Genomic DNA, 17,143 nt, shown 5'->3' with positions numbered 1-17,143 from the left:
TACTCTTTATATTCTGTTATATTTTTTAGCTAGTTTTCTTGATGCTCGGCAAAATCCGCTAATAAATTTTTAATATAATCAATACGATCTACTCGCTGTAAATCAGATTTAAGCAATTTTAATCGATTTGTACCTTCTAGGCGATAATTTTTTGGCGATTTTTGAATCGTTTCGATTAAATAATCTATTGAAATTTTGTTGTTAGAACCAAATTCTATAAAGCCGCCTTTTTCACCATATTCAATTTTTGTAATGCCCAATTTACTTGCTTGATAGCGGATTTTAGTTGTTTTTAATAAAAATAGCACCGGATCGGGTAATTGACCAAAACGATCGCGCATTTCAACTTGTATATCGGTGAGTTCATCTAGGTTTTCAATACTCGCAATTCGTTTATATAGTGATAATCGGGTATTAACGTCTGGGATAAAATCATCCGGAATTAGGGTTGGTAATCGTAATTCAACTTCAGTTTGTTGATTATTAAGTAGTGATTCGAGGGTAGGCTCTTTCCCCTCTTTAAGCGATTTAACCGCATCATCGAGTAATTCAATGTAAAGATTAAAACCTATTGTTTCAATTTGACCACTTTGATCACTACCGAGTAATTCACCGGCACCTCGTATTTCAAGATCATGGGTGGCTAAAGCAAACCCAGCACCTAAATCTTCTAAAGTAGCAATAGCATCAAGGCGTTTTTTAGCATCTTTAGTTAATAATTTTGGATGTGGCGTCAATAAATAAGCGTAAGCTTGGTGATATGAACGCCCAACTCGACCTCGTAATTGATGTAACTGAGCAAGACCAAATTTATCAGCACGATCGATAATAATGGTATTGGCATTGGGAATGTCAATTCCAGTTTCGACAATAGTGGTACACACTAATAAATTGAATCGTTGGTGATGAAAATCATTCATAACTCGCTCAAGATCACGTTCATGCATCTGACCATGACCTATAGCAACACGAGCTTCAGGCACGAGTTCAGATAGTTTTTCGGCCACTTTTTCAATATCCGAGACATCATTGTGTAGATAATAAATCTGACCTCCACGCAAAATTTCTCGTAGAATTGCTTCACGAATGACTAAATCATCAGATTCTCGAACAAAGGTCTTTACAGCTAATCGACGCGCAGGCGGTGTGGCAATAATTGATAAATCACGCATACCACTCATTGCCATATTTAGGGTACGTGGAATAGGGGTGGCGGTCAAAGTGAGTATATCGATATTGGCTCGCATTGCTTTGATTCGTTCTTTTTGACGAACACCAAAGCGATGTTCTTCATCAACAATTAATAAGCCTAAATCTTTCCATTTTACATCTTCTTGTAATAATTTATGGGTACCGATGACGATATCGATTTTACCTTCAGCAAGTTCCTGAATAATGGCTTGCTGTTGTTTAGCGGTTTTGAATCGAGACAAACTTTCGATACGGATTGGCCAATTGGCAAATCTATCACAAAAACTTTCATAATGTTGCTGGGCCAGTAATGTTGTCGGTACTAATACGGCGGTCTGCTTATGGTTGATCACAGCTAAGAATGCGGCACGAATAGCCACTTCAGTTTTACCAAAACCAACATCACCACAGACTAATCGATCCATTGCGTAAGGTGAGCACATATCGCCAATAACCGCACCAATGGCATTTTGTTGGTCGTCGGTTTCTTGATACGGGAAAGCTTGGCAAAACAGCTCATATTGTTCACGATCTTGTTTAAATTCAAAACCGGGTTTACTTTCTCGTTCAGCATAAATATCAAGTAATTCAGCGGCAACATCACGTACTTTTTCGGCTGCCTTTTGTCTTGCCTTACTCCAGGCATCAGTGCCTAACTTGTTTAGTGGGGCATTATCTTCATCACCGCCAGAATAACGGCTAATTAAATTTAGTGATGAAACAGGAACATAGAGCTTAGTATCATTTGCATAGAGCAGTATAAGGTATTCGGCAGTGATACCACCAGTTTCTAATGTCGTTAAACCCGCATAACGACCAACACCATGCTCTAAATGTACCACTGGTTTACCGGGTGTTAATTCGGCTAAGCTACGAATTAAACTATCGGTATTGATTGCCTGTTTGCTCTCTTTTTTTCGACGAATAACCCGACGACCTAATAGTTCATTTTCTGTGATAAAAGCGAAATTTTGTTGCTGATCGATAAAGCCTTGTTCGCTGGCTCCTATCATCAAAAAGAAGCGATTTTCGGCATTGGCTAATTGATCAAGTTGTGAGATGGATGTTGGATGTATTCGCATTCGGCCTAAGATTTCTTGCAATGCATCTTTACGGCCTTCCGATTCAACAGAAAAGATAATTTTACCTTGGAAATCTTGACTAAATTGCTCAAAATGTAAATAAGGTTGTTTTTGCTGAATTTGGATCGCAATCTCTGGCAATAAACTAAATGGTAAATTAATGTTTTTGTTCGAATCAATAATTTCAGAATGTGATACTGTAATTCGAGGGTATTGTTTAAAATGGGCAAAGATTTCATCGGTTTTTGACCAAATTACCGCTGGCGTTAACAATGGTCGCATTGGATCGACTTTGCGACTTTCATAACGTTGGGTAATATCTTGCCAATATTTATTAGCAAATTGTTCAATATTTGCTGTGTTAATGATCAACGTATTGGATAAAAAGTAAGAAAATAATGGAGTAAGTGGCTCGTTAAAAAATAGTGCCTGCCAATATTCGATACCTGTAGGTAAAATATTTTTACTGACTTGTTGATAGATACTTTCAGGATCAAGTCTTACTTCAAATTGCTCTCGCCATTGACTACGAAATAATTCGATGGATGTTTTATCGAATGGAAACTCATGGGCTGGAAGAAGTTGAATTTCATTAATTTCATCGAGTGTTCTCTGACTTTCAACATCAAAAGTGCGAATACTATCAATTTCGTCATCAAAAAAGTCGATACGATATGGCTTCTCACTGCCCATTGGGTAGATATCAAATAGCGCACCGCGAGTAGCATATTCACCATGCTCCATAACTTGACTGACTGAACGATAACCGGCATTTTCAAGTTGTAATCGCAGACTTTCACGACTTATGGCTAAGCCTTTCTTCATCATAAATACATGCCCACCTAAGTAGTTTTGTGGACACACTTTTTGCATAAGAGTATTAATTGGTAGGATTAAGGCACCCTTAGTTAAATGGCCTAGCTGATAAAGACAAGATAGTCGCTCGGAGACAATATCTTGATGCGGCGAAAAACTATCATAAGGTAGTGTTTCCCAATCGGGAAAAAAAATCGATGGGAAAGTTGAAAATTGTTTCAACTCTTCATGAAGACGAGTTGTTTGTTGCATGTCATCTGTAACAATCACCACTAAACCATCGTGCGCAGCAATAGCCTGTGCACAAAATTGGGATAAGGAAGAACCAACTAGTTGACCGACTTGTTTTACTTCACCTGATTTTTTAGGAATGATGTTAGAAATATTGTATGTTTTTGACATGTTAGAGTAATAGATAATTGCGACAAAGTTAGCCTAAGATTATAACGTAATTATATGGTTGTTTTCTATAACTGTTTAATCCTGTATGATAAGCAGTTAAAATTTAACTGGTTAAACTTTATTGAAAACTTTAGGTATTTTATAACTATTATGTCAAAAATATTTCGTCCATTAGTATTTTATATAGGTTTACGCTATGTATACGGGCAAAAAACCGATGGGTTTGGTCGCTTTGTTTCTTGGTTATCTATGATTGGCATTATGCTCGGTTCTATCGGTTTGATTGTGGTTTTGTCGGTAATGAATGGATTGGAAGATCAGATGCAAAATAGTATCTTAAAGTTTTTCCCCCAAGCGCAAATTACTTCAAAAACCGGAAGAATCGATACAACTGTCATTCATTCGAAACAATTTGAAAATATCCCTGGCGTTGAACGAATTACGCCAATAATTACCGGTGATGTGGTATTACAAAGTCAGCAAAGTATTACGGTTAGTACCTTAATGGGTATCACCGTAGAGGATCATGATCCAATAGAAAATTATGTTTATACAGGTTCAATCGATTCATTACAAGCGGGTAGCTATAATGTGATACTGGGACAGACATTGGCTAATCAACTCGGTGTTTTGGTTGGTGACAAAATTCGCTTAATGGTCACCGATGCTAGCCAGATAACGCCAGTTGGACGCATTCCTTCACAACGTTTATTTACTATAAGTGGTTTATTTTCGGTCAATCATGATATTAACCAAGCGTTAATCTATATCAATCAATCTGATGCCAAAAATTTATTACGGTATCCAGCGAATAATATTAGTGGCTGGCGATTATTTTTAACACATCCACTGGAAATCGCATCAGTAACTAACCATTCGTTACCCGATGATTTAGTTTTTACTGATTGGCGAGCTAAACGTGGTGAATTGTTTCAAGCAATCAAGATGGAAAAAAATGTAATGGGTTTATTAATTAGTTTGATTGTGATTGTGGCAGCTTTTAACATTATTACTTCATTAAGTTTGTTGGTTATGGAAAAACAAGGGGAAGTCGCGATTTTAAAAACGCAAGGCTTGTCACGTTTTAAAATTATGCTGATTTTTATTATTCAAGGTGCGAGTTCTGGTGTCATTGGTACCTTACTCGGTAGTGCCATAGGGCTGTTACTTGCTTCATATCTCAATGAATTGATGTCAGTGCTTGGATTATCCTTTGCTGGTATTGAATTACCTAGTTTGGTTGAGCCTTCACAGATAGTATTTATTATTTTCGGATTACTTATGTTATCACTAATTTCCACACTTTATCCTGCGTATCGTGCAGCCAATATTCAACCAGCGGAGGCTTTACGTTATGAATAATTTACAGCCACTTCTTTCAGCTAAAAATCTTTATAAAACCTATAAAGAAGGCAAAATGGTTACTGAAGTACTAAAAAATGTTTCATTTGATATTTATCCGCAATCATTACTCGCTATTATTGGTAGCTCAGGATCAGGAAAAAGTACTTTATTGCATCTATTAGGTGGATTAGACAAACCAACTTCAGGTGAAATTATATTTAAATCACAACAGCTTAATCGGTTATCAGAACAAGAAAAAGCACATTTACGTAATCAAGAAATTGGTTTCGTATATCAGTTTCATCATCTACTTCCTGACTTTACCGCATTGGAAAATGTGGCGATGCCGTTATTAATTGCCGGTACTTCACCAAATGAGGCTAAAAAACGGGCTATGGCAATGTTAGAGTCGGTGAATTTAGTTAAACGGGCTAATCACCGCCCAGCAGAGTTATCTGGTGGTGAACGTCAACGAGTGGCAATAGGCAGGGCTTTAATTAATAATCCTGCTTTAGTGATGGCCGATGAACCAACTGGTAACTTAGATAAATCGACCGCTGACGCCATTTTTGATCTGTTAATTAAACTTAATCGAGAACATGGCACGGCATTTTTAGTTGTTACCCATGATTTAGTTTTAGCGAATAAACTTGATCAACAATTGATTATGAGTGATGGCCAGTTGTCTACCAGTAATTCTGTGAAATAAAGCTGAACGGATAATTAAATATGAATTTATCATTAATTACAGCCATTAAATTTCGTAAAGGTCGCCGTAAAAGTGGCATGGTTTCGTTGATATCAATTATTTCAACCTTGAGCATTGCGATTGGTATTGCTGCATTGATTATTGGTTTAAGCGCTATGAATGGTTTTGAACGAGAACTCAACGATCGGGTGTTATCGGTAGTACCACATGGTCAAATTTATTCACAATATGGCAACTTAGATAATTGGCAGCATGTTCAAACCGAGTTACAAGAGAACAAAAATATCTTATCGGTGACGCCTTATGTTAGTTTTACCGGATTGATTGAAAATGGAAGTAAGCTTGGTGCTGTTGAAGTACAAGGATTTGATCCAGAACAAGAACAGAAAATCAGTTCATTACCCAACTATGTCCTTAATAATAGATGGCAAGATTTTAAGGCTGACAGCCAGCAAATCATTTTAGGAGCAGGATTAGCTAAATCATTAGCGGTTAATGAAGGGCAGTGGGTTACCTTACTTATTCCTGTATCAAACAATCCTGAGCAACTTAAGCCCCCTCGGCGTGTTCGTTTGCAAGTACACGGTATTTTAGATCTAAGTGGTACGTTAAGTAACAATGTTGCTTTATTGCCATTAGCTGATTCACAACAGTTACTTGCTATTGGTGACAGTGTCACGGGGTTGATGATTAATGTTGATAATGTCTATCAAGCTAGTGCTATTATTGGTCATGCAACATTAAATCTTGAAGAAGATCTTAGTTTTAATAGTTGGGAACATACCTTTGGCTTCATGTATCGTGATATTCAAATGATTAGACAAATTATGTATTTAGCGATGATTGTGGTTATTGGTGTGGCTTGCTTCAATATTGTGTCGACGTTGGTTATTGCGGTAAAAGATAAACAACGTGATATTGCTATCCTTAAAACACTTGGGGCGACTAATCGCTTAATAAAACGTATTTTTATTTGGTATGGTGTACTTTCAGGATTAATCGGTAGTGTGATTGGTGTATTGCTTGGATCTATATTGGCATGGCAGCTTTCTAATATTATGGCAGCGGTTGAATCAATGATGGGACATAAGTTTTTAAACAGTAATATCTATTTTGTTGATTTTTTACCATCAGAAATTCATCTTTTGGATGTCATCATGGTATTTATTACGGCCATGCTGCTAAGTTTGATTGCCAGTTATTATCCAGCGCAAAGAGCTTGTAAAATCGATCCGGCTCGCGTGCTAAGTAGCTATTAATGATAATGAAACATAAACAAGGCGCAATATCAGATTTGCGCCTTATTTTTAATAATATTGATAGCCACTTATCAATTGATAATGCTGATAGCCCCAATATAAAAGTAAAGATGACATTATTAATATCGTGATAATTAATAGTGTGCAGATCTGTTTTTGATAGCGGAATTTTTCTAAACAAACACTAATTAGTCCGCCTAAAATAAGGCCAGTGATAGCTCCACCAATATGTGCCATATTATCAATAGAAGGTAGCAATCCTAACCCAAAGGTCAGTAATAAACTGACTACGATTGATTTGATTGGCATCTCTTGTAAGTCAGTACGATTAATTAAACAATACGCAAGTAATGCCGTAATAATTCCTAAAATTGCACCTGATGCGCCACAACTAATGACATTATGATTAATAGTGGCAACATCACTGGCTAAACTACCAAATAATCCTGATAATAGATAAATGCCAATAAAGGCTAATGGTGGTAGCAAGCGTTCTAGAATAGTGCCAATACTCCACAATGCTAACATATTCATGGCAAGATGGGTTAAGCTAACATGCATAAAAATATTAGTAAATAAGCGCCAATATTGACCTGAAAAAGTTAACTGAGCAACATCAGCACCCCAATCAATCAAGAATCTATTTTGACTAAATGTTGAGAATCCCCGATCATCGAGTAGTCGAGAAATAAAAAAACAAGCTATATTAATCAGTATTAAAATACTGGTAATTTTTGCTTGATTATAGATCGATTGAACATTTTTTAAGATAGACATATGCTAAAGTTTCCGTTGAAAACGCACATTAAATTGGATGATTAGTTTAATCAAATCGTTTACCTAAAATAACCAAATCACGTTTAATACCATCAAGTTCAGCAATTTTGGGGAGTAATGCCCATTGTTGATAATGCATTTTTTCGAATAGCTTAATGCTTGGAATATTATGGCCAAAAACATAGCTCAATATAGCGTCAATACCCACTTGTTTGGCAAATGACTCAATTTCTCGAACAGCAGTTTGACCAATTTTTTTGCCTCTAAAATCTTGATGAATATATAGGCTTATCTCAACTGTTTTATCATAAGCTGGACGACCATAAAAAGATGACAAACTGACCCAACCACAAGGTTGATTTTGATATTTGATTAACCAAAGTGGACGTTTTTGCGGATTATGCTGTTCAAACCATGCAATTCGGCTTTCAACCGACACCGGCTGCAAATCGGCCGTTACCTGACGACTGGCAATAGTCGAATTATAAACCTCCACGATAAAAGGTAAATCATCTAAAGTCGCATTAACATAAGTGATCATAGGAATAAAAGAGTTATGGTTAATTGTACTTCATTGTAATGGCTTTGCTATTAGCAAGCAATATTTGTTAAAATAGATCGAAATATGAAAAATTACAAATTTGTAGCAATAACTTAATCAAAAAAGATTTTCCGTAATGTTTTTATTATTGCTTAATTTTTTCTTAACAAATGTTTACATAAAAAATTATTGCATATCATTAATTTTATATTAATATTCCTTGCACATCTTTAATGATTTTAGTTTGATGTTTATTTAAACTAATAAACATGAAGTTAGATATTTATCTAATTGTTTTAATTGAAAATTAAGCGTAAATTACAGCAGGGACTAGCGAAAATATGTTAAAATGTGGTCTTAATCGGGCATCGGGCATCGGGCATCGGGCATCGGGCATCGGGCATCGGGCATCGGGCATCGGGCATCGGGCATCGGGCATCGGGTTTATTATTAACACAGAAATGTTTTTATATCCATTCAATAAAAAGTGTATCAAATTGTTTACAAAAATCACTTCAACAACATATATCGTTAAATAATTTATTATTCTATTCTTTTAAGCAATTTTCTGTACCAAAGTGGCTTCTTATTTTCTTATATCTATCTATGGTGCCTAATTCTTATGGTTTAAGTAGTTTTACAGTCAATGTTATTCAAGGAAATAGCCCTAAGGTTGTTAATTTAAAAACAGCCTCAGATAAGCTTGGTTTCACGGTAAATGGTGTATTTTATAGTGAATCAACAGGTAATATAAAAGAAGGTGAAATTAAAGAGTTTGACGGTAATTTAGATCTAAATCAATTTATTGTAAAACAATATAATTATCAAACGTTAGACAATAAAATTAATTATCAAGATTTAGACGGTGATGCTATCGATCCAACGCAGCCCTTTTTAATGACGGCAACTGTGTGGCAATGGTTTGATGCTAATGATAATAAAATAACTGCCAAAGATAAAACTGAGTTAACAGACTGTGGAGAAGATTACTCATTTCCATTAAGGTTAGAGATAAGTAATCAAGTGCAAGCACTTTCACAATATGGTCAGCCAAGAAAAAGTGATTTTGTCACAATAAAAAAAGTATACAAAATCTCATTAGCATCGAAGCTTTGTTATGTAAAACCTTATGCGATAGAAAGAAATCCTAGAAATCAATGGTTAAGCTTTGGTAGTAATAATAGATTTATCAGATGGAATGATCCTAATTATACATCCAGAACAGCTGCTGGTGGCGGTTATAATTCAGATTATGTGCCAAATTTAGGGTTTAAAATCAATCCTACTGAATCAGGAGGTAAAAAATTTCCTACAACCGGATTTGAGGGTGCTAAATTTCAGTTGATTTTTACTCGTCCAGTAAGTGATTATACATTTACTATTACAAATAACCCTGGAGAACAAGTAGTCGTCGATGAAAAAGGCTATGTTACTTTAAATGGTAAACCTAGTGGATATGTAACTGTTCGAGCTACATTAAAACAAGATTCAAATGTCAAACATGACTATACTTTTAATCCTACTAGTGTATGGGTAAATCCAGTTAAAGGTTTTTTTGATTGGTGGAAGCCTGCAATCCAAATATGTGGTGAGGATCAATTATTATCATACAAAGAACTAACTAATGCTCCTCAATATAATATGAATGATACTCAAAATACTGCTAATGGTTATACACGAGCAATTGGTGAGGGTCTTTTTCCTGAATGGGGATATACAGTTCGTACATCTTATCCTGACTCTGGTTGGGAGAAAGCCAATGATAGATATTGGACGAAAGATCGTTATTATGGTAGCAATTATGGTAATCATGTTGATGTTAATGCAGGAACAGGGCTAATTGGTGTTGATGCGGAAAGATCGAATGCACCTGGTTATCTTGTTTGCAGATAATTACTGATTGTTATATTAGATTTTTTATGAGCATTATAAGTTTATAATTATAAGATAAATCGTTAGAACTCAAGTTTGAAAAAGAAAGTCGCCCAGTCACCGGCGTGATGACGCGATTAGCGTTATCACGCCGAAAAAAACAGAATAAAAAATGAACATTAAAATTAATGACAAATTAGAAATTAGTCAAAGACAAGGTTTTTTAAGCCTCATTGATGAAGGTTCTTTTTTAAGAATTTATAATCAATCGGCTTTTATTGTTACGCAAATATTGCAACATAATTTTAAAATATCAGCACATACGATTGGAAAATTCCAACAATATCATTTTGTTTATTGTGCCTTTCCAAAAAGGAATTTACATTTTCATTTTGAAAATATTCGCAAAACTGCTTGGGGGTATGAATTAACTGGTGAATATGACTTAGTTGATTATGATAATTGGTTTAAGCAGTTTTTTGTTCAAACGCATAAAAATTTAAATAGAAATATCACTGCTCAACAATTAGATTCACATTTAACTTCTGGGCATTTGTTTTCAAATGAGCGAAGCGTAGAAATTGAAGGTAAGCCTATATACCTAAATCCTGAACAAATCATGTTCTTAAGAAATTGGCAACGTGGATATAATAACAATATTGTTATAGAAAACTTTATTGAAAGTTTGCAACGCAAATTACGATAAATACCAATTTATTAAAAAATGAAAATTTTGAGGAAAGGGGGTTTTTGCAATCCTAATGAAGCCATTCTATACATTAACCTCGCTTAAAATAATTTATTATTGCCTGATTAACTGCGGTGATTTTTAAATCTTTACGCCAAATCAGATAAATATTTATTTTTAATCTTTTATCTTGATTTGAGATCAATTTTTTATAGGTAACTCCTTCAACTTTAGCTTGTGCCATTGATTGTGGTAGAAGCATCATTGCTTTACCTAATGCAACCTCTAGCAGCATAGATAAATTATCTGCAAGTTCGGCTCGACGAGATAGTGGATGGGCGAGTTTATTGAATACTTGTTCACATTGATCGTAAAAAAAAGGATTTACTTGTTGTTTAAACCAAAATAATGGTAAATCATTGACATCATCAAGATTTACTTTGTTTTGTTGACAACATGGATGACTTGCCGGTAATACTAATGTTACTGGTTCTTGATAAATGAGTAATGAGTTTTCGCTAAAATCTCTAGTTGGGTAATCGGAGACAATTGCAAAATCAATATTGCCTTTTTGTAGTTCAAGAAGTAGCTCTTTCGAAGTATAGTTATGCTTATATATTTTAGTCTCATCTCTAAATTCTGACAAAAATAATTTAAAGAAAGGAATATAATCAAAAGATAAGGTTTTTGTTGTCCCTACCGTGACCTTTTCAAGAATACTTGTCTTAGTTGCTTTAGTGATAGAGCAAAGATCATTTAATAATTGTGTTACTTTTGATTTTAATATTTCCCCTTCTTTGGTTAATACAACGCTGTGTGAGTTTCGCAAAAATAATGTGCTTTGTAACTTGTCTTCTAAATTTCTAATTTGAGTTGAAAGAGGGGGTTGACTAATGCCCAGTTTTTCAGCTGCACCAGTAAAACTGAGTTCTTCACAAACAGCAATAAAATATTGTAATTGTTTAATCGTTGGTAATCTTTTGCTATAGATGTCCATAAATTTTACTATCCCTAATAAACTATTTCGCTGAGTTGTAAACGTTTGTGTCATTTATCTATCTAAATTAGATTATTATTATGAATGATAACTTTGTTTTTTGCATTTGTTTATATGATTTTTTCTGCGATACGAATTTCGTATAACAAAATATGTATTTCTATATTGCTGTATTGTTAGATAACCTCTCTCAAGTTTAATCAATTAGCAATTGGTATTTTGTTCATGAAATCCATCTCTACAGAAGAGCCAATACAGACAAAACCGCGTTTAGTGCTGTCAGCATTATTAATTGTGCTGTTAGTCGGATCGGTTTATATAAGTCAACTTATCTTTCAAGAGATCTCTCAAACTTATGATATCGATATTTTGGCCGCCAGAAATGTATTCAGCTTATCGTGTTTTTTTTATGCTATCTCGTTTTTTATTTATGGCCCTTTATCGGATAAAGTTTCAACCAAGTTGTTAGTTTTGGTTGGCAGTATTGGAACTGTTTGTTGCCTAGAGTTATCTGTGATTGTAGATAGTTTCAATTTATATTTGGTGGTTATGTCATTGATCGGATTTTTTGCCGCAGCGGTTCCGGCAGCATTGTTTGCTTATACAGCTAAAAACACGCCTAATCATAAGTTACCGCAAGCAATGGGTATTATGATTTCAGCTTCAATTATAGGTATTATTTTTAGTCGAAGTTTGGTTGCTATGTTAACTGATTTTTGGTCTTGGCAAGTTGCCTTTGCCATATATGCCGGTTTGATAACGATCGCATGTTTTTTTGTTCCTTTCGCGATAAAACAATCAAGCCATCAATCTTCAACCACCAGTGTAATTGGTACATATTTGACGGCAATTAAAATATTATTTGATAAAACAGTGATAATATTTCTATCTGTTGGTTTTCTACTTTTCTTTGTTTATTTAGGATTATCTTCACTACTCACTTTTTATCTAAAAAGTGCACCTTTTTCTTTATCTGCAACAGTTTTGGGATGGCTTAATTTTGCTGGGCTTAGTGCGATTATTGGCACCATAATTACGAGTAAATTATTACGGGTTATAAATGAACGCTATCTTTTAATCATTTATTTGTTAGCTGTATGTGTAACGGTTGTGACTATTGGTTATAGCTCAAGGTTATATGTTATTGGGTTAGGGATTTTTAGTTTGTTTTTGTTTGTATTTGGTATTCAACCATTAGTTATTGCCATGCTTAATAAAAATGTACCCATTAATTCACGCGGAGCTATTTCATCCTTATATTTACTTTCTTGTTTGGCAGGAGGCAGTATTGGTACCTATTTATTAGGTATCGTTTATCAAAATATGGCTTGGAATGGCGTGATAGCTATTTGTGTCTTATTGACAATTGTTAATCTAGTTTTAGCGTTAGTTGGTATTCAACTTATCAAAAGTAATCATAGAAAATAAAATTGTAGGTATTAATTATTAAGGAGACTCATCATGAAAAAAAGATTGTTACAATTTTCACTATTTATATTTTGTTGTTTTTATGGAGCATTCTGTATGGCTGATTTAACTAAAATTTCTTCAAGCTTTAGTGCACCAACAGGCATTGCGTTTGATAGTAAGGGATTAATGTATGTAACCAATTGGTCAGGTAACTCAGTTACGAGAGTCAAATCAAATGGTGAAACAGAGACTTTTTATTCAGGTATATCTTCACCAGCTGGTATCGTTATTGATGCAGAAGATAATGTTTATGTTTCATCATATGGCGATGATTATATTGTAAAAATTGATAGTAATGGTAAATCAGAAAAAATATCTGATGGTTATCATACTCCTACTGGTATCGCTTTTTCTAATCAAGGCCAATTACTCATTACTAATCGTTCAACTGGTGAGATAGTTTCTCTTGATCTTAAAACTAAGCAAAAAAGCATTATTGCTCGTGGATTGACCACACCAGTTGGTGTAACTCAATTAGCTGATAACAGTTTAGTTGTTTCACAATACAGTGGTCGTTTAACCATGATCAGCCCAAATGGCACTAAAACTGAGCTAGGTTCGGATTTTAATCGCCCAGGTGTTGGTATTGTTACAGTTGCACCAAATGTTGCCGCCGTTATTGATAATGGTGCTGGAATGGTTCGACAAATTGATGTAAAAACTAAAAAAGTATCGACCTTAGTTGGCAATTTATCTGGAGCAGTAGCGTTAGCTTATCATAATGGTAGCTATTATATTGGTACTTGGGGTGACGGTACTGTATATGAATTGAAAGATAAATAAAATTATCTTCAATATTTTAATAAGTTTTACAAAGATATTAGCTAACAATAAATATTAATAGGAGAATTAACTACATAAAATTATAAGGGAATTTCTATATGCGATAGAAAAGTGAAAGAGATAATTTACAACTAATCGTGATGTTCTATAATAATTCTGTTTATCATTAAAATAAATCGTATTAGGAATATCAATGAAACAACGAGTAAAAGAACCTTATTATGCTTTCGATCCTAAAGAGGCGCATTTTTTGTTTGAGCGTACAATTAGATTTGAATCACGAGCAGAGCTTTTGGCAAAAATTTCCCGAATAATACATCGTATGTATTTTCCTAAAAAGGCAATAATCACTTTTTTTGCTGTGATTGTTGCCTTTATCCTCGCCATTATAGTAACTTATATAATTAATTTATTCTCGCCTTCTTTTGCCAACAAAGTTGGAAAGTATTTGACTGTAATTCCTTTAATTGACATAGGAATTTTAGTCTATCTTGTAAATCATTATTTCAATATATATTTAGAAATACGTTCAGTTAAGAAGCTTTATAAAAAAAATCTTGAATGGCCTGTTGAATGTTATTGTGCTTATTTCCAAGAAGGTATCTACATAAAATCGATCGATATGGAAGGTATTTTTTATTGGGACGATTTTATGGCTATGGGGTATAGCAAGGATGCACTTGTTTTCCATTTTTGTCCAGCAAGAACCCCAAGTGGAAAATTTTTCAAGCAATATTATCCTCGATTAGATAATGTTTATATTTTTATTGATGGTGATGAACAAGTTAGGTCGTTAATAGCTGCTGTAAATAAACATTATAAAGGTTTAGTAGCGTTTAAATAATCAAACCGAAAATTTAACTCTCTTTTAGCAAGTTTTTGACCAGTAATATTGAGTTTTACTGGTCAAAAATAGTTAAATTTTACAAGAAAACGACCAAAAAAATAATTCCAGCTCTTTCTGTCATGTTCATCCATTTTGAATCTATCTTTATATTGGTAGGGAACACGATGCAATATCTAATAGGTCACTAAAATCAAGCGGTTTATCCCTATGTGTATAGGGAACACTCTAATTATAACCATTTGTTTTATAATTAAAATACTCAGTCTACAATTTCTACCAATTTTTTTGTTATATTTGACTGTGTGTTTATACAGGTATTTTAAGTCTTGATAATCACTCTACCGCGAGTAATATCGCTAATATTTTTTTTGAGTATAGCTAGATTATCTAGTGTGATAGCAATACTGACAGTTACGCCTTCAGCATCAAAATCTTGTTGTTCAATGAGTGCATCCAGTTCTTTTAAACGGTTTTCGATAATTGGCCATTCATTGTAATAGCAGTGAAATTGCAAAGAAATTCTAGTGATAAGTTCAATTAATTCTGCTTGTTGTAAACAATGACTAGCCGAACCACCGTAAGCCCGAATGAGTCCACCTGTACCTAATTTGATACCACCAAAATAACGGGTAACTACCACTACCACCTGATCACAATCTTGACCTTCGATGGCAGATAAAATAGGGCGGCCTGCGGTACTGGTTGGTTCACCATCATCATTAAAGCGATATTGTTGACCAATTTTCCATGCCCAACAATTATGTGTTGCATTTGGATCACTGACGCTGTCGATAAACTCAGCTGCCTGTTGAGCATTAATAATTGGAGCCGCATTGACAATAAAGCGGCTTTTTTTTATCTCTTCGGTTAATTGGTTAGGATTTGTTAATGTATAAGACATACTAATTCTGGTAAAATCGTTTTATTGCAACTCATAATACTCAGCAGAATTGAAATGTCTATCAATTTAGCACAATTAAAACATTCACAACAACAACTAGCCGAACAGGTGAGGCTGGTTGATGAATTTAATCCAGCAATCAAGTTAATTGCTGGTACAGATGTTGGTTTTGAGCAAGATGGAACAGTAACCAGAGCAGCGATAGTGACATTGACTTTCCCTGATTTTGATGTGGTCGAGTATCATATTGCTCGATTAGCGACAAGTTTTCCCTATATTCCGGGATATCTATCTTTTCGAGAATACCCAGCATTGTTAAATGCATGGCAACAGCTTAAACATAAACCAGATTTACTATTAGTTGATGGTCAGGGGATAGCGCATCCAAGACGTTTAGGAATTGCTAGTCATCTTGGTTTATTGTTAGATATGCCAACTATAGGTGTCGCAAAAAGCAAATTATGTGGGCAATATCAAGAGCAAGCAAAAAAAGCGGGTAATGTAACCCCTTTGCTAGATAAACATGAGCAAATTGGTTGGGTATTGCAGAGTAAAAATAATTGTAATCCGTTATTTATTTCAGCAGGACACAAAATTAGTCAAACTAGTGCATTACATTGGGTAAAACAGTGTTTACGAGGTTATCGATTGCCTGAACCAACTCGCTGGGCTGACGCAATTGCATCGAATAAACCATTATTTAGAAAATTTAAGCATGGCAAATAATCAATTACCATTAAAACAAGGTGGATTTACCTTTAGACGTTTTTTTGTTGCTCACGACAAAAGTCCAATGAAGGTGACAACTGATAGTTGTTTATTAGGTGCATGGGTACCAATTAAAGGTGATATACAACATGTTTTAGATATCGGTACTGGATGTGGCGTAATTGCCTTAATGTTGGCTCAACGTTTAGAACATCAGGCATGTCAAATTGATGCAATTGATATCGATATGCAAGCAGTATTGCAATGTCGAGAGAATAGCTTAAATGCAGGATTTAAAAATATTAAGCCATTAAATATCGATGTGAATCAATTTAGGACCACTGAGCAAAGATGTTATGATTTAATTGTCACTAATCCTCCTTATTTTCAGTCTGCTGTAGAGTGTCGTAGTACAGAACGGCAATTAGCCCGTTATACTGAAAGTCTCAACTATCAGCAACTTATTGATGTAGTAAAACGATTATTAAATCCGCAAGGGTTGTTTGGTTTGGTTTTACCTTATCATCTTACTGAACAATTTAAACAATTAACTGCGTTAAACCAGTTATATTTATGTCATGAACTGCAAGTTAAATATACAGCGAATAAAGATTATTCATTAGTACTGATGGCATTTTCATTTAATCAGCATGCTAGTGTTGAACGTCAATCACTGGATATGCGAGATGAAGAAGGGCGTTATTCCCAACAATTTAGACAACTGTTGGCCGACTTTTATCTATTTCGTAAATAACG

The 17,143-nt window shown here is 34.5% G+C and carries 15 protein-coding genes; 10 read left to right on the top strand and 5 right to left on the bottom strand.

Features of this window, described 5'->3' with window-relative positions:
- Window positions 1–29: 29 nt before the first annotated feature.
- A complete protein-coding gene (gene mfd, locus H3T80_RS03335; protein ID WP_198200005.1) occupies window positions 30–3,491 on the bottom strand; it encodes a transcription-repair coupling factor in 3,462 nt (1,153 codons plus the stop codon).
- Between the two features lie 159 nt (window positions 3,492–3,650).
- Here mfd and lolC point away from each other — a divergent pair, with 159 nt between their 5' ends.
- From lolC to lolE, 3 genes are read left to right on the top strand one after another with little or no spacing between them, the layout of a single operon-like run.
- The gene (gene lolC / locus H3T80_RS03330) at window positions 3,651–4,853 is read left to right on the top strand and encodes a lipoprotein-releasing ABC transporter permease subunit LolC (protein ID WP_198201121.1); all 1,203 of its coding nucleotides are present in this window, start codon (window positions 3,651–3,653) and stop codon (window positions 4,851–4,853) included.
- On the top strand, window positions 4,846–5,544 hold the full coding sequence (gene lolD / locus H3T80_RS03325; protein ID WP_110447785.1) for a lipoprotein-releasing ABC transporter ATP-binding protein LolD: 699 nt from the start codon (window positions 4,846–4,848) through the stop codon (window positions 5,542–5,544). The genes lolC and lolD overlap by 8 nt, the downstream gene beginning before the upstream one ends.
- A 20-nt stretch (window positions 5,545–5,564) precedes the next feature.
- Entirely contained in the window at window positions 5,565–6,803 is a 1,239-nt protein-coding gene (gene lolE, locus H3T80_RS03320; protein WP_198200003.1) for a lipoprotein-releasing ABC transporter permease subunit LolE, read from the top strand.
- A 48-nt stretch (window positions 6,804–6,851) separates the two neighbouring features.
- Here the strand turns inward: lolE and H3T80_RS03315 are convergent, their stop codons facing one another.
- Together H3T80_RS03315 and H3T80_RS03310 are read right to left on the bottom strand one after the other, a co-directional pair.
- Window positions 6,852–7,580 (bottom strand): rhomboid family intramembrane serine protease, encoded by a 729-nt coding sequence (locus H3T80_RS03315; protein ID WP_198200001.1) that lies wholly within the window; start codon window positions 7,578–7,580, stop codon window positions 6,852–6,854.
- A gap of 46 nt (window positions 7,581–7,626) precedes the next feature.
- Window positions 7,627–8,121 carry a GNAT family N-acetyltransferase gene (locus H3T80_RS03310; RefSeq protein ID WP_198199999.1) on the bottom strand — a complete coding sequence of 165 codons (495 nt, stop codon included), beginning with the start codon at window positions 8,119–8,121 and terminating at the stop codon, window positions 7,627–7,629.
- 351 nt (window positions 8,122–8,472) lie between these two features.
- On the opposite strand from H3T80_RS03310, the gene H3T80_RS03305 reads away from it, so the two are divergent.
- Complete coding sequence (locus H3T80_RS03305; protein WP_198199997.1) at window positions 8,473–10,014, top strand: hypothetical protein; 1,542 nt, start codon at window positions 8,473–8,475, stop codon at window positions 10,012–10,014.
- Window positions 10,015–10,165: 151 nt separating this feature from the next.
- Window positions 10,166–10,699 (top strand): hypothetical protein, encoded by a 534-nt coding sequence (locus H3T80_RS03300; RefSeq protein WP_198199995.1) that lies wholly within the window; start codon window positions 10,166–10,168, stop codon window positions 10,697–10,699.
- Between the two features lie 73 nt (window positions 10,700–10,772).
- On the opposite strand, the gene H3T80_RS03295 is transcribed toward H3T80_RS03300, so the two are convergent.
- A complete protein-coding gene (locus H3T80_RS03295) occupies window positions 10,773–11,732 on the bottom strand; it encodes a LysR family transcriptional regulator (RefSeq protein ID WP_198199993.1) in 960 nt (319 codons plus the stop codon).
- Between the two features lie 171 nt (window positions 11,733–11,903).
- Here H3T80_RS03295 and H3T80_RS03290 point away from each other — a divergent pair, with 171 nt between their 5' ends.
- The 3 genes from H3T80_RS03290 (at window position 11,904) to H3T80_RS03280 (ending at window position 14,775) form a co-directional block, all read left to right on the top strand.
- Complete coding sequence (locus tag H3T80_RS03290; RefSeq protein WP_198199992.1) at window positions 11,904–13,106, top strand: MFS transporter; 1,203 nt, start codon at window positions 11,904–11,906, stop codon at window positions 13,104–13,106.
- A gap of 33 nt (window positions 13,107–13,139) precedes the next feature.
- A complete protein-coding gene (locus H3T80_RS03285) occupies window positions 13,140–13,931 on the top strand; it encodes a hypothetical protein (RefSeq protein WP_198199991.1) in 792 nt (263 codons plus the stop codon).
- A gap of 193 nt (window positions 13,932–14,124) precedes the next feature.
- On the top strand, window positions 14,125–14,775 hold the full coding sequence (locus tag H3T80_RS03280) for a hypothetical protein (protein ID WP_198199990.1): 651 nt from the start codon (window positions 14,125–14,127) through the stop codon (window positions 14,773–14,775).
- 322 nt (window positions 14,776–15,097) lie between these two features.
- Here H3T80_RS03280 and H3T80_RS03275 read toward each other — a convergent pair whose 3' ends face one another.
- On the bottom strand, window positions 15,098–15,679 hold the full coding sequence (locus H3T80_RS03275; RefSeq protein WP_198199989.1) for a YigZ family protein: 582 nt from the start codon (window positions 15,677–15,679) through the stop codon (window positions 15,098–15,100).
- Between the two features lie 60 nt (window positions 15,680–15,739).
- Here H3T80_RS03275 and nfi point away from each other — a divergent pair, with 60 nt between their 5' ends.
- Both nfi and H3T80_RS03265 read left to right on the top strand, forming a co-directional pair.
- Window positions 15,740–16,405: a deoxyribonuclease V gene (nfi, locus tag H3T80_RS03270; protein WP_198201119.1), complete on the top strand. Its 666-nt coding sequence runs from the start codon at window positions 15,740–15,742 to the stop codon at window positions 16,403–16,405.
- Complete coding sequence (locus H3T80_RS03265) at window positions 16,395–17,141, top strand: tRNA1(Val) (adenine(37)-N6)-methyltransferase (RefSeq protein ID WP_198199988.1); 747 nt, start codon at window positions 16,395–16,397, stop codon at window positions 17,139–17,141. Before nfi ends, H3T80_RS03265 begins: the two co-directional genes overlap by 11 nt.
- Window positions 17,142–17,143 lie beyond the last annotated feature (2 nt).

It is taken from the genome of Gilliamella sp. W8145 (genome assembly GCF_016101145.1).
Classification (GTDB): Bacteria; Pseudomonadota; Gammaproteobacteria; order Enterobacterales; family Orbaceae; genus Gilliamella; species Gilliamella apis_A.
This window is presented reverse-complemented; position numbering and strand designations above follow the sequence as displayed.